The organism is Streptomyces sp. NBC_00045, assembly GCF_045041095.1.
Lineage (GTDB): Bacteria > Actinomycetota > Actinomycetes > Streptomycetales > Streptomycetaceae > Streptomyces.
Map to the genome: position 1 here is coordinate 3,337,234 of NZ_CP108271.1, position 12,978 is coordinate 3,350,211.

A 12,978-nucleotide genomic window follows, 5' to 3' on the forward strand; every position below is an offset into this window, starting at 1 on the left:
ACGTAGTACGTAGTACGTAGTACGAGGATGCCGCCGGCCCCGTGGCCGGCGGCATCCTCGTACGGTGTCAGCGGTCGGAGGAGAAGCGGACCGCGGCGGAGGGCAGTTCGGCCCCGCACCACACCCGCGCGCCGGCGCGCAGTTCGTTGTCTGGGCCGACGACGGAGCCGTCACCGAGGACCGCGCCGTCGAGCACGGTCCGGCTGCCCACCGAGGCGCCGACGCCGATCAGGCTGGCGCGCACCTGGGTGTCCGGGCCGATGACCGCGTCGTCGAGCACGATGGAGCCGTCGATGACCGCGCCCGCACCGATCCGGGCTCCGGCGCCCACGACGGTGCCTCCGGAGAGCTTGGCTCCGGCCGCCACCTCGGCGCCCGGGAGCACCAGGGACTCGCCGCGCGGGCCCGGGACGGCCGGGGAGGACACGACTCCGCGGACGAGGTCGGCGGAGGCCTGGACGAAGGATTCGGGCTTGCCGAGGTCCAGCCAGTACGTGTTCTCGGTGACGCCGTGGAGCTTGGCCCCGGAGGCGAGCAGGCCGGGGAAGGTCTCGCGTTCGACGGAGACGGGGCGCCCGGCCGGGATCGAGTCGATCACGCTGCGGCGGAAGACGTAGCAGCCGGCGTTGATCTGGTCGGTGATGATCTCTTCGGGGGTCTGCGGCTTCTCGGTGAAGGCCAGCACCCGCCCCTCGGAGTCGGTGGGGACCAGGCCGAAGGCGCGCGGGTCGTCCACCCGCACCAGGTGCAGGGAGACGTCGGCTGCGGCCGCCTGGTGGGAGTCGACGAGGCCGGCGATGTCCAGGCCCGTGAGGATGTCGCCGTTGAAGACGAGGACGGAGGAGTCCGGTCCGCCGGTCAGCCGCCGGGCGGCGTTGCGGATGGCTCCGCCGGTGCCGAGCGGTTCGTCCTCTACGACGTACTCAAGGGAGACGCCGAAGGCGGAGCCGTCGCCGAAGTACGGCTCGAAGACCTCGGCGAGGTAGCAGGTGGCCATCACGATGTGCGTGACACCGGCGGCAGCAGCCCTGGCTATCTGGTGGGCGAGGAACGGAACACCGGCCGCGCGCACCATCGGCTTGGGGGTGTTGACCGTGACGGGGCGCAGTCGCGTCCCCTGCCCCCCGACCAGCAGGATGGCTTCCAAAATTGTTTCCCCCACCCGGTTCGGGAGTCCGAAGTCCAAAGTTAGCCCATCCGGGAGGCGGCACAGGCCGGAGGCGGCTCGATAGTGCTGCCGCCTCCGGCCGACGGGACCGCTACGGCAGGTTGCGCGCCATGACGATGCGCTGGACCTGGTTGGTGCCCTCGTAGATCTGGGTGATCTTCGCGTCGCGCATCATGCGCTCGACGGGGTAGTCACGGGTGTAGCCGTAGCCGCCGAGCAGCTGGACGGCGTCCGTGGTGACCTCCATGGCGATGTCGGATGCGAAGCACTTGGCCGCGGCGCCGAGGTACGTCAGGTCGGCGTCACCGCGCTCGGAGGCGGCGGCGGCCTGGTAGGTCAGCGCGCGGGCGGCCGAGACCTTCATGGCCATGTCCGCGAGCATGAACTGCACGCCCTGGAAGTCGCCGATCGGCTTGCCGAACTGCTTGCGCTCCTGGACGTAGCCCTTGGCGTAGTCCAGGGCGCCCTGCGCGATGCCGAGCGCCTGGGCGGCGATGGTGATGCGGGTGTGGTCGAGGGTCTTCATCGCGGTGGCGAAGCCGGTGCCCTCGGCGCCGATCATGCGGTCCGCGGGGATCCGCACGTTGTCGAGGTAGACCTCGCGGGTCGGGGAGCCCTTGATGCCGAGCTTCTTCTCCGGGGCGCCGAAGGAGACGCCCTCGTCGCCCTTCTCGACGACGAAGGCGCTGATGCCCTTCGAGCGCTTCTCCGGGTCGGTGACGGCCATGACCGTGTAGTACTCGGAGACGCCCGCGTTGGTGATCCAGCGCTTGACGCCGTTGAGGACCCAGAAGTCCCCGTCGCGCACGGCCCGGGTCTTCATGCCGGCGGCGTCCGAGCCCGCGTCGGGCTCGGAGAGGCAGTACGAGAACATGCCGTCGCCCTTGGCCAGCGGGCCGAGGTACTTCTTCTTGAGGTCCTCGGAGCCGGAGAGGATCACCGGGAGCGAGCCGAGCTTGTTCACGGCCGGGATCAGGGAGGAGGAGGCGCAGACGCGGGCCACCTCCTCGATCACGATCACGGTGGCGAGGGCGTCGGCGCCGGCGCCGCCGTAGGTCTCGGGGACGTGGACGGCGTGCAGGTCGTTGGCGACGAGCGCGTCGTGGGCCTCCTGCGGGAAGCGGGCCTCCTCGTCGACCGCGGCGGCGAACGGCAGGATCTTCGCCTCGGCGAGCGAGCGGACGGACTCTCGGAGCATGTCGTGCTCCTCGGCCGGGCGGTACAGGTCGAAGTCGGCAGAACCCGCCAAGACTCTCACTCCCCAAGTGTGCTGCGTGATGCTAACTACCGTTAAGTAACCCAAATCTTAGTGCTCGGCCGCCCAGCAGCGATATGTACGCAGTACGTGAGCTGCGTGACAGCCGTGTCTCCTGGGGAACGTCCCCCCGGACCGGCCCGACTATGCTCAGTGGCCGCAAACGGCCCCGCACCTCTGGAGCACCCAATGGCCCCCCTCAGGATCACTGTGATCGGCACCGGCTACCTCGGCGCCACGCACGCCGCGGCAATGGCGGAGCTGGGCTTCGAGGTGCTCGGGCTGGACGTGGTCCCGGAGAAGATCGAGATGCTGGCCGCGGGCCGGGTCCCGATGTACGAGCCCGGGCTGGAGGAACTCCTCGCCGCGCACGTCGCGGGCCTGCCCGGCTCCACCGGGCGGCTGCGCTTCACGCAGTCCTGGGAGGAGGTCGGCGCCTTCGGCGACGTCCACTTCGTCTGCGTGAACACCCCCCAGAAGCACGGCGAGTACGCCTGCGACATGTCGTACGTCGACTCCGCGATGGAGTCGCTGGCTCCGCACCTGACCCGGCCGGTCCTGGTCGTCGGCAAGTCCACCGTGCCGGTGGGCTCCGCCGAACGCCTCGCCGCGAAGCTGGCGGAGCTGTCGCCGGCCGGCGCGGACGTGGAGCTGGCGTGGAACCCGGAGTTCCTGCGGGAGGGCTTCGCCGTGCAGGACACCCTGCACCCCGACCGGATCGTGATCGGCGTCCAGGGCGACCGCGGCGAGAAGCTGCTGCGCGAGGTGTACGCGACGCCGATGGCGGAGGGCACCCCGCTGGTGGTGACCGACTTCCCGACGGCCGAGCTCGTCAAGACCGCCGCCAACTCCTTCCTCGCCACGAAGATCTCCTTCATCAACGCGATGGCGGAGGTCTGCGAGGCCGCCGGCGGCGACGTGGTCAAGCTGGCCGAGGCCATCGGGCACGACGAGCGGATCGGCTCGAAGTTCCTGCGCGCCGGGATCGGCTTCGGCGGCGGCTGCCTGCCCAAGGACATCCGGGCCTTCATGGCGCGCGCCGGCGAGCTGGGCGCGGACCAGGCGCTGACCTTCCTGCGCGAGGTCGACTCCATCAACATGCGCCGGCGCGGGCACATGGTCGAGCTCGCCCGCGAGGCCGTCGGCGGCTCCTTCCTCGGCAAGCGGGTCGCGGTGCTCGGCGCCACCTTCAAGCCGGACTCCGACGACGTCCGCGACTCCCCCGCGCTGAACGTAGCCGGACAGATCCACCTCCAGGGCGGCCAGGTCACCGTCTACGACCCGAAGGGCATGGACAACGCCCGCCGCGTCTTCCCGACGCTCGGCTACGCGGACTCCGCTCTGGAGGCGGCCCGCGGCGCGGAGGTCGTCCTGCACCTCACCGAATGGCGCGAGTTCCGCGACCTCGACCCGGTGGAGCTGGGCGCGGTCGTCACCGACCGCCTGATCCTGGACGGCCGCAACGCCCTCGACACCGACCGCTGGCGCTCGGCCGGCTGGACGTACCGGGCGATGGGCCGCCCCCGGGCCTGAGCCGCGCCACGGCCCGGGCCGTGGCTCCCGGCTCCCGGCTCCCGGCTCCCGGCTCCCGGCTCCCGGCTCCCGGCTCCCGGCTCCCGGCTCCGGGCTACACCGGTCTGCGGTGCTGGGCGGCGCGCGCCGTGAATTCCGCGTCGCGCAGCACCCGCTGGGCGTTCTCCCAGGTCAGCAGGGCCAGGTCGGTCTCCGTCCAGCCGCGCTCCAGCAGTTCCGCGATCAGCCGCGGATAGCCCGAGGGGTCCGTCAGACCCATCGGACGGGGAACGCCCGGTTCGGTGCCGAAGGTGGCGCCGAGGCCGACGCACTGCGGACCCGCCACGGTCCGTACGTGTTCCACGTGGTCGGCCACGGCGTGCAGCGAGTCCCCGGTCTGCTCCGCGTCGAAGGTGACCATCGCCAGGCCGTTCGACGCCCGCAGTGCCAGCAGCACGTCATCGGTCAGGTTCCCCGGATGCTGGTTCAGTGCCGCCGCCGCGGTGTGCGAGACGATGACCGGCGCCTTGGAGGCCCCGGCGAGCTGGCAGGCCACCTCCGGCGTGCAGCCGGTCAGGTCCACGAGCATCGCCAGCCGGTTCATCTCCTTGACCACCTCGTGGCCGAAGGGCGTCAGCTCTTCCCGGGCCCAGGGCGCCCCCGCGGGCGCGAGGATCCGTACGCCCAGTGCGTGGAACGCGCGCAGCGCACCCAGCGAGTCGGTCAGCGTACGGCCGGGAACGGGACCCAGGAACGAGGCGATCCGGCCCCGGTTGCGGGCGTCGGCCATGTCGTCCGCCGTCAGCGCGAGGGACAGGCTGTCGGGGTAGCGGTGGATCAGGGTCAGCGCCACGTCGATCTGTTCGAGGGTGTCGGACACCACCTGGTCCGCGGCCGCGGCCTCCTGCGGCAGCAGCAGCGACCAGAACTGGGCGCCGACCCCGCCGGCGCGCAGCCGCGGGATGTCGGTGTCGACACCGCTGTCCGGGGTGTCGATGTCGTGGTACGGACTCTGGCGCAGGGTCCAGACCAGGGTGTTGTGCCCGTCGGCGACGGGATGCACGGACAACAGCGCGACGGCCCGTTCCAGGGCGCTGCCCGCCACCGCGGCGGGCGCGTCCTCGGCTCCGGCGGAGCCGGGCCCCACGGGGATCATGGCCGCGGTGCCCGCGGTGTGGGCGGTGGGCGCCGTGGGCGCGGGGAAAGCGGCGTGCGGTTCATCCTGCAGGTCGGCCATGGCGTTCGGCTCCGGTCTCGGCGGCAGCAGGGAGAGGTGCTGCCACCGTGACACGCCGCACGGCCCGATCGCCCGGCGGATGTGGCGTTCGGGTTACCCCGCGGGTCACCCCGCCCACCGCATCCGCCGGGAAGGCCCCACCGGCTACAGCACCGCGTTGGACGGGCCGCGGGACGCCGAGAGCTCGCGCGCCACCGCTTCCGCGTCGCGCAGCGCCCGTACCGCGTTGGACCAGGTCAGCTTGGCCAGGTCGGCGCGCGACCAGCCGCGCGCGAGCAGCTCCGCGATCAGGTTCGGGTAGCCCGCCACGTCGTCCAGCCCGGCCGGGGTGAAGGCCGTGCCGTCGTAGTCCCCGCCGATGCCGATGTGGTCGACGCCGGCCACCTCGCGCATGTGGTCCAGGTGGTCGGCGACCGTGGCGGCCGTGGCCACCGGGCGCGGGCGCTCGGCCTCGAAGGCCCGGTGCAGGGCCATCGCCCCGGGCGTGGTGTCGAGGTGGTGGAAGCCGTGTGCGCGCAGGTTCTCGTCCGCCGCCCGGGTCCACTCGACCGCCGCCGGGAGGATGAACTTCGGTACGAACGTGGCCATGGCGACGCCGCCGTTGGCCGGCAGCAGCGCCAGCACGTCGTCCGGGATGTTGCGCGGGTGGTCGCAGATCGCCAGCGAGGACGAGTGCGAGAAGATCACCGGCGCGGCCGAGACGGCGAGCGCGTCCCGCATCGTCGTCGCGGCGACGTGCGAGAGGTCGACGAGCATGCCGATGCGGTTCATCTCGCGCACGACCTCGCGGCCGAAGTCGCTCAGGCCGCCGTGCCGGGGCTCGTCGGTCGCCGAGTCCGCCCAGTCGATCGTGTCGTTGTGCGTGAGCGTCATGTACCGCACGCCCAGCCGGTGCAGGGCGCGCAGCGTGGCGAGCGAGTTGTTGATGGAGTGGCCGCCCTCGGCGCCCATCAGCGAGGCGATCCGGCCGTCGGCGCGGGCCGCCTCCATGTCCTGCGCCGTCAGCGCCCGTACCAGGTCCGCCGGGTAACGGTCGATCAGCTGGGCGACGGCGTCGATCTGCTCCAGGGTGGCGCTGACCGCGGTGTCGCCCGCGTAGTCGGAGCGGACGTACACCGACCAGAACTGGGCGCCGACCCCGCCGGCGCGCAGCCGGGGGATGTCGGTGTGCAGCCGGCCGCTCTGGTCGGCCGCGATGTCACGCTGCGCCAAGTCGTAGCGGACCTGCTCGCGCAGCGCCCACGGCAGGTCGTTGTGCCCGTCGACGACCGGGTGCTCGGCGAGCAGCTCCCGCGCCTCGCCGAGGCGCTGCGCGGCGCTCACTTGCCGAACCCGAAGGACTCGGCGCCCGCGACCTTCGCCCGCAGCCGCTTGCCCTTCTCCGTGGCCTGGTCGTTCAGCTCCTGCTGGAAGTCCTTCATGCGGCCGAGCAGCTCGGGGTCGTGGGCGGCCAGCATCCGTACGGCCAGCAGCCCCGCGTTGCGCGCTCCGGCGACGGAAACGGTGGCGACGGGAACCCCTGCGGGCATCTGGACGATCGACAGCAGGGAGTCCATGCCGTCGAGGTACTTCAGCGGCACCGGGACGCCGATGACCGGCAGCGGGGTCACCGAGGCGAGCATGCCGGGAAGGTGGGCGGCGCCGCCGGCCCCGGCGATGATCGCCTTGAGACCGCGCTCGGCGGCCCGCTCCCCGTACGCGACCATCTCGCGCGGCATCCGGTGCGCGGACACCACGTCGACCTCGTAGGGGATCTCGAACTCGTCCAGGGCCTGGGCGGCGGCCTCCATGACGGGCCAGTCGGAGTCCGAGCCCATGACGATGCCGATGACGGGCCCTGCGGTGGAGGTGCTCATGCGGTGATCGTTCCCCTGAGGTAGCCGGCTGCGTGGCGTGCGCGTTCCAGCACATCGTCCAGGTCGTCGCCGTAGGTGTTGACGTGGCCGACCTTGCGGCCGTGTTTCACGTCCTTGCCGTACATGTGGATCTTGAGCTGCGGGTCGTGGGCCATGCAGTGCAGGTATGCCGCGTACATGTCGGGGTAGTCCCCGCCGAGCACGTTCGCCATGACCGTCCAGCGGGCCCGGGGGCGCGGGTCGCCCAGGGGGAGGTCCAGGACCGCGCGGACGTGGTTGGCGAACTGGGACGTGATCGCGCCGTCCTGGGTCCAGTGGCCGCTGTTGTGCGGGCGCATCGCCAGCTCGTTGACGAGGATCCGGCCGTCGGCGGTCTCGAACAGCTCCACGGCCAGGTGGCCGGTCACGCCGAGCTCCTTGGCGATGCGCAGGGCGAGCGCCTGGGCCTCGCCCGCCAGCTCCTCGGACAGGTCCGGGGCGGGGGCGATCACCGTGTCGCACACGCCGTCTACCTGGATGGACTCGACGACGGGGTAGGCCACGGCCTGGCCGTGCGGGGAGCGGACGATGTTGGCCGCGAGCTCGCGGACGAAGTCGACCTTCTCCTCCGCCAGGACCGGGACGCCCGCCTTGAACGGGGCCTCCGCGTCCTCGGGGATCCGGACGAACCACACGCCCTTGCCGTCGTAGCCGCCGCGGACGGTCTTGAGGATGATCGGGAAGCCGCCCACCTCGTCCGCGAACGCCGCCGCGTCCGCCGGATCGCTCACGATCCGGTGGCGGGGACTCGGGGCGCCGATCGCGTCGAGCTTCGCGCGCATCACCCCCTTGTCGGCGGCGTGCATCAACGCGTCGGGCCCCGGGCGGACGGGAACGCCGTCCGCTTCCAGGGCCCGCAGGTGCTCGATGGGCACGTGCTCGTGGTCGAAAGTGATCACATCGCAGCCGCGCGCGAAGGCGCGCAACGTCTCCAGATCGCGATAGTCGCCGATGACGACATCGCTCACGACCTGGGCCGCCGAGTCCTGTGGGGTGTCACTGAGGAGCTTGAATCTGATGCCGAGGGGGATACCCGCCTCGTGGGTCATGCGGGCGAGCTGTCCGCCGCCGACCATGCCGACTACCGGGAACGTCACCCCTCCAGAGTATCCGCCGGTATTCCGCCATCCGGACGTGGCCCTGGCACGTTTTGGTCGACTCGCCCCGTCGGGACCTCACCGTGTGCCGTGCGTCGCACGGTGTGAGAAGGCACAGACGGGCCCCTGGGACGACACTTAGCATGGGTGGGTTGACCGAAGGCGGCAGACGCCTCCACGGACGCCCCCGAGCGGGGCTGCGACGACAGGACTGATCCATCACATGAGCAGGCCGCAGCAGGTTTCCGCGCTCGAACGCGTACGCGGCCTCGCCCGCGAGGTCGCCAAGTTCGGGGCCGTCGGCGGCGTGGGCGTGCTCGTCAACCTGGGCGTCTTCAACCTGATCCGCCACACCACGGACCTCCAGGTCGTCCGGGCGAGCGTCATAGCCACCGTGGTGGCCATCATCACCAACTACATCGGCTTCCGGTACTTCACCTACCGGGACCGCGCCCGCTCCGGCAACTCCCGCGAGCTGCTGCTGTTCGTGGCCTTCAGCGTGATCGGTCTGGTGATCGAGAACGGCGTGCTGTACACCGCCACGTACGGGTTCGGCTGGGACGGCCCGGTCGCCAGCAACGTGTTCAAGTTCATCGGCATCGCCACGGCCACCGTGTTCCGCTTCTGGTCGTACCGGACCTGGGTCTTCAAGGCCCTGCCGGAACCGGCGACGGCCGCGGAACCGGCCCCGGCCCCGGCCTCCGTGGTCGGCTCGACGCCTGGTGGGGCCGGGACCGGCCCGAGCGCCGCCCGCGCCCCCGAGCCCGCCGGCAAGTAGCCCGCCGGCTAGTAACCCCACGGCGGCCCGGGCCCCGGGTGCCCGCTCAGCCGGGCCCGCTCAGCGGACCGTCTGCTCCGGCTCCGGCCGCTCCGGCGCGGTCCGGCTCAGGAACAGCGCGAACACCGCCGGCTGCGTCTGCAACAGCTCCAGGCGGCCCCCGTCTGCCTCCGCGAGGTCCCGGGCCACCGCCAGGCCGATCCCGGTCGAATTGCGGCCGCTGATCGCCCGCTCGAAGATCCGGTTGCCGAGGTCCGGCGGGACCCCCGGCCCCTCGTCCGTGACCTCCAGCACCGCCTGGTTCCCGATCACCCGGGTACGCAGCGCGACCGTGCCGCCACCGTGCATCAGCGCGTTCTCCACGAGGGTCGCCAGCACCTGCGAGACCGCGCCCGGCGTCCCGACGGCCCGCATGCCCGTCTTGCCGGAGCGCACGATGGCCCGGCCCGCGCTGCGGTACGCCGGCCGCCACTCCTCCACCTGCTGTTTGACGACCTCGTCCAGGTCGAAGGGGACCGCAGAGCCCGTCCGCGGGTCCCGCGAGTTCGTCAGCAGCCGCTCGACCACGTCCGTGAGCCGCTCCACCTGGGTCAGGGCGATGCTCGCCTCCTCCCGCACGGTCTCCAGGTCATCGGTGACCGTGATCTCCTCCAGCCGCATCGACAGCGCCGTGAGGGGGGTGCGCAGCTGGTGCGAGGCGTCCGCGGCCAGCCGCCGCTCGGCGGTGAGCATCCGACCGATCCGTTCCGCGCTGGAGTCCAGTACGTCCGCGACCCGGTCCAGCTCGGGGACCCCGTACCGCCTGTGCCGGGGGCGCGGGTCGCCGGATCCCAGCCGCTCGGCCGTCTCGGCCAGGTCGGTGAGCGGGGAGGCGAGCCGGTTGGCCTGCCGTACGGCGAGCAGGACGGCCGCCACGACGGCGAGCAGCGCCACCGCGCCGACCACGGCCAGGGTCCGCCCGACCTCCCGGGTCACCGTGGAGCGGGACTCCTCGACGACCACGGTCTCGCCCTGCTCGCCCTTGGCGGTGCCGCGGATGACGCTGTCGGGGATCCGGTCCCCGACCTCCACGGGCGGCTGTCCGGGGACCGTGATCCGGGCGTAGCCGCCCATGTCCAGCTGCTCGGCGAGGGCACGGGCGTCGATGGGTTTGTGTTCCAGGACGCTGGACTCGACGATGCCGACCAGGCGCAGCGCCTCGGACTCGATGCGGTCCTGGGCACTGCTGGTGATCGTCCGGGTCTCCACGATCACCAGGGAGACCCCGAAGACGGCGATGACGACGAGCACCACGGCGAGCGTGGAGTTGATCAGGCGGCGGCGCATGGCTCGGGAGGTCGCTCAGCTCTTCTCGAAGCGGAAGCCCACCCCGCGGACGGTGGCGATGTAGCGGGGGTTCGCGGCGTCGTCGCCGAGCTTCTTGCGCAGCCAGGAGATGTGCATGTCGAGGGTCTTGGTGGAGGACCACCACGTGGTGTCCCACACCTCGCGCATCAGCTGGTCGCGGGTGACGACCCGGCCGGCGTCGCGGACCAGGACCCGCAGCAGGTCGAACTCCTTGGCCGTGAGCTGGAGCTCCTCCTCGCCCATCCAGGCGCGGTGCGACTCGACGTCGATGCGTACGCCGTGGGTGGCGGGAGCCTGGGTGGCGTCGCCCGCGCCGCGCCGGAGCAGGGCCCGGACCCGGGCGAGCAGCTCGGCGAGGCGGAAGGGCTTGGTCACGTAGTCGTCGGCGCCGGCGTCCAGGCCGACGACCGTGTCGACCTCGTCCGCCCGGGCGGTGAGCACAAGAATGGGGAAGCCGTGGCCCTCGGCGCGCAGCCGGCGGGCGACTTCGAGGCCGTCCATGCCCGGCAGGCCCAGATCCAGGACGACGAGGTCGACGCCGCCCTGAAGTCCGGCGTCCAGGGCGGTGGGGCCGTCCTCCCGGACCTCGACCTCGTACCCCTCCCGGCGCAGGGCGCGGGCCAGGGGCTCCGAGATGGATGCGTCGTCCTCGGCGAGCAGTACACGCGTCATGTGGGTGATGGTAGTCCGCGGCGGGTGCGAGCAGGGTCGCGCCGGCACACCCCTGCCGATCTGGTCTTATGGCGGGGGGCGGCCTTCGAATGTGAAGAAACGGTTCCCGGCTCGCCTGTGATCCATGTCTCAAGTCCTTTCATATGCCGCAGTGTCGTGTCGTATGGTGGCGAGACGCCTGATGCACTACCTCTGAGACCTTTGCGCCGAAAAGCGAGCCGAAGGTCTCGATTCTGTCCGGATCGATCAGGGGGTCTTGACGACCTGCCTCATCGAGTTCGGTGACAGTGAATGACCTGTGGGCCGGGCCCTGCGCGCGAAGCTGCGCGTCGGGGCGTGGATCCCGGTTACGAATGTCCCCTGCCCCCCTCCTCGCCGGACGGGGGCAGACCCCTGGGCGTGGGGTGGGACACCGTCGCCGGTGCCGGCCACCCCCCACCCGGGCGCTGTTCCGCTCACGAAGCGAAGCGTCCCGAGCAAGCAAGGATCGACCATGGCTTCCAGCCTGACGAAGGGTTCGGCGGATCCGTCCACCGAGAAGACCTTCTTCGGCCACCCCCGTGGCCTGGCCACTCTGTTCATGACCGAGATGTGGGAGCGCTTCTCCTACTACGGCATGCGTGCACTCCTGGTGTACTACCTGGTCTCGGGCGGCGCCGACGCCGCGACGGGCAGCCAGGGTGGCGGTCTGGCCATGACCGCGGCCACGACCACGGCCATCTACTCCGTGTACGTCTCGATGGTCTACCTGATGGCCATGCCGGGCGGCTGGTTCGGTGACCGTGTCTGGGGCGCCCGCAAGACGGTCGCCATCGCCGGCTTCGTGATCATGGCCGGTCACCTGTCGCTGGCCGTTCCCGGCCAGGCGATGTTCTTCGTCGGTCTGATCCTCGTCGCGGCGGGTTCCGGTCTGCTGAAGGCCAACATCTCCACGATGGTCGGCCACCTGTACGACGGCCCGGACGACCCGCGCCGTGACGGTGGCTTCACCCTCTTCTACATCGGCATCAACCTCGGTGCCTTCGTGGCCCCGCTCGTCGTCGGCACCGTCGGCAAGGAGCACAACTGGCACCTGGGCTTCGCCCTCGCCGCGGTCGGCATGGGCCTGGGTCTGACCCAGTTCCTGCTCGGCACCAAGCACCTGAGCCCGAAGAGCAGCGTGGTCCCGAACCCGCTGACCCCGGAGGAGCGCAAGGCCGTCCTCACGAAGCTCGTGCTCGCGGTCCTGGGCATCGCCGTCTTCTACGGTGCCGTGGTCGCCCTCGGCGCCTACACCCTGAACTGGGCGCTCGTCCCGCTGACCCTGGCCGGCCTGTTCATCCCGATCGCCGTCCTGACGCGCATCAAGCGCGACAAGGACCTGTCGGGCGCCGAGCAGTCGAAGATGACCGCGTACATCTGGTTCTTCATCGCCGCCGCCGTCTTCTGGATGATCTACGACCAGGGTGGCTCCACCCTGTCCCTGTTCGCCGACGACAAGACCGCCGACACCGTCTTCGGCCTCGGCTTCTCGGCCACCTGGTACCAGTCGCTGAACCCGCTGTTCGTGATGGCGCTGGCCCCGGTCTTCGCCTGGCTGTGGGTGTGGCTGGCGCGCAAGAACCAGGAGCCGAACACCATCGTGAAGTTCGCGATGGGCCTGGTCCTGATCGGTGCCTCGTTCTTCGTCTTCATCATCCCGATGAACATGGCCGGCGACGGCACCAAGGTCTCCCCGATGTGGCTGGTCACGATCTACATGATCCAGACCATCGGTGAGCTGTGCGTCTCCCCGGTCGGCCTCTCCGTCACCACGAAGATGGCCCCGCAGAAGTACGCCTCCCAGATGATGGGTGTCTGGTTCCTCGCGGTGACCGCCGGTGACTGCATCACCAGCCTCCTGTCGATCGGCGGCGTCGACCTCAACGGCACCTGGGTGATCGCCTTCCAGGCGCTCGCCGCGGCCCTGGCCGGCTTCGCGGTCTACGCGTACCGCAAGCAGGTCCAGGTGCTCATGGGCGACGTGCACTGACGCACC

At 71.1% G+C, this 12,978-nt stretch carries 11 protein-coding genes; 3 read left to right on the top strand and 8 right to left on the bottom strand.

What is annotated here, in order from left to right:
* Positions 1-67: 67 nt before the first annotated feature.
* Both OHA65_RS15570 and OHA65_RS15575 read right to left on the bottom strand, forming a co-directional pair.
* Positions 68-1,150: an NDP-sugar synthase gene (locus OHA65_RS15570; protein WP_329316378.1), complete on the bottom strand. Its 1,083-nt coding sequence runs from the start codon at positions 1,148-1,150 to the stop codon at positions 68-70.
* A 109-nt stretch (positions 1,151-1,259) separates the two neighbouring features.
* Entirely contained in the window at positions 1,260-2,417 is a 1,158-nt protein-coding gene (locus tag OHA65_RS15575) for an acyl-CoA dehydrogenase family protein (RefSeq protein WP_054222331.1), read from the bottom strand.
* A gap of 195 nt (positions 2,418-2,612) precedes the next feature.
* Between OHA65_RS15575 and OHA65_RS15580 the strand changes: the two genes are divergently transcribed.
* On the top strand, positions 2,613-3,956 hold the full coding sequence (locus OHA65_RS15580) for a UDP-glucose/GDP-mannose dehydrogenase family protein (protein ID WP_327283717.1): 1,344 nt from the start codon (positions 2,613-2,615) through the stop codon (positions 3,954-3,956).
* A gap of 94 nt (positions 3,957-4,050) precedes the next feature.
* Here OHA65_RS15580 and OHA65_RS15585 read toward each other — a convergent pair whose 3' ends face one another.
* The 4 genes from OHA65_RS15585 to OHA65_RS15600 form a co-directional block, all read right to left on the bottom strand.
* Positions 4,051-5,172 carry a dipeptidase gene (locus OHA65_RS15585; RefSeq protein WP_327283718.1) on the bottom strand — a complete coding sequence of 374 codons (1,122 nt, stop codon included), beginning with the start codon at positions 5,170-5,172 and terminating at the stop codon, positions 4,051-4,053.
* A gap of 144 nt (positions 5,173-5,316) precedes the next feature.
* Entirely contained in the window at positions 5,317-6,495 is a 1,179-nt protein-coding gene (locus OHA65_RS15590) for a dipeptidase (protein WP_327283719.1), read from the bottom strand.
* The gene (purE, locus tag OHA65_RS15595; RefSeq protein ID WP_327283720.1) at positions 6,492-7,028 is read right to left on the bottom strand and encodes a 5-(carboxyamino)imidazole ribonucleotide mutase; all 537 of its coding nucleotides are present in this window, start codon (positions 7,026-7,028) and stop codon (positions 6,492-6,494) included. The genes OHA65_RS15590 and purE overlap by 4 nt, the downstream gene beginning before the upstream one ends.
* A complete protein-coding gene (locus OHA65_RS15600) occupies positions 7,025-8,164 on the bottom strand; it encodes a 5-(carboxyamino)imidazole ribonucleotide synthase (protein ID WP_327283721.1) in 1,140 nt (379 codons plus the stop codon). Before OHA65_RS15600 ends, purE begins: the two co-directional genes overlap by 4 nt.
* A gap of 223 nt (positions 8,165-8,387) precedes the next feature.
* Here OHA65_RS15600 and OHA65_RS15605 point away from each other — a divergent pair, with 223 nt between their 5' ends.
* Entirely contained in the window at positions 8,388-8,942 is a 555-nt protein-coding gene (locus tag OHA65_RS15605; protein WP_327283722.1) for a GtrA family protein, read from the top strand.
* A 60-nt stretch (positions 8,943-9,002) separates the two neighbouring features.
* On the opposite strand, the gene OHA65_RS15610 is transcribed toward OHA65_RS15605, so the two are convergent.
* The gene (locus OHA65_RS15610) at positions 9,003-10,268 is read right to left on the bottom strand and encodes an ATP-binding protein (protein ID WP_327283723.1); all 1,266 of its coding nucleotides are present in this window, start codon (positions 10,266-10,268) and stop codon (positions 9,003-9,005) included.
* Positions 10,269-10,283: 15 nt separating this feature from the next.
* Entirely contained in the window at positions 10,284-10,961 is a 678-nt protein-coding gene (locus tag OHA65_RS15615) for a response regulator transcription factor (protein ID WP_048479095.1), read from the bottom strand.
* A gap of 493 nt (positions 10,962-11,454) precedes the next feature.
* Between OHA65_RS15615 and OHA65_RS15620 the strand changes: the two genes are divergently transcribed.
* Complete coding sequence (locus OHA65_RS15620; RefSeq protein WP_327283724.1) at positions 11,455-12,972, top strand: oligopeptide:H+ symporter; 1,518 nt, start codon at positions 11,455-11,457, stop codon at positions 12,970-12,972.
* Positions 12,973-12,978 lie beyond the last annotated feature (6 nt).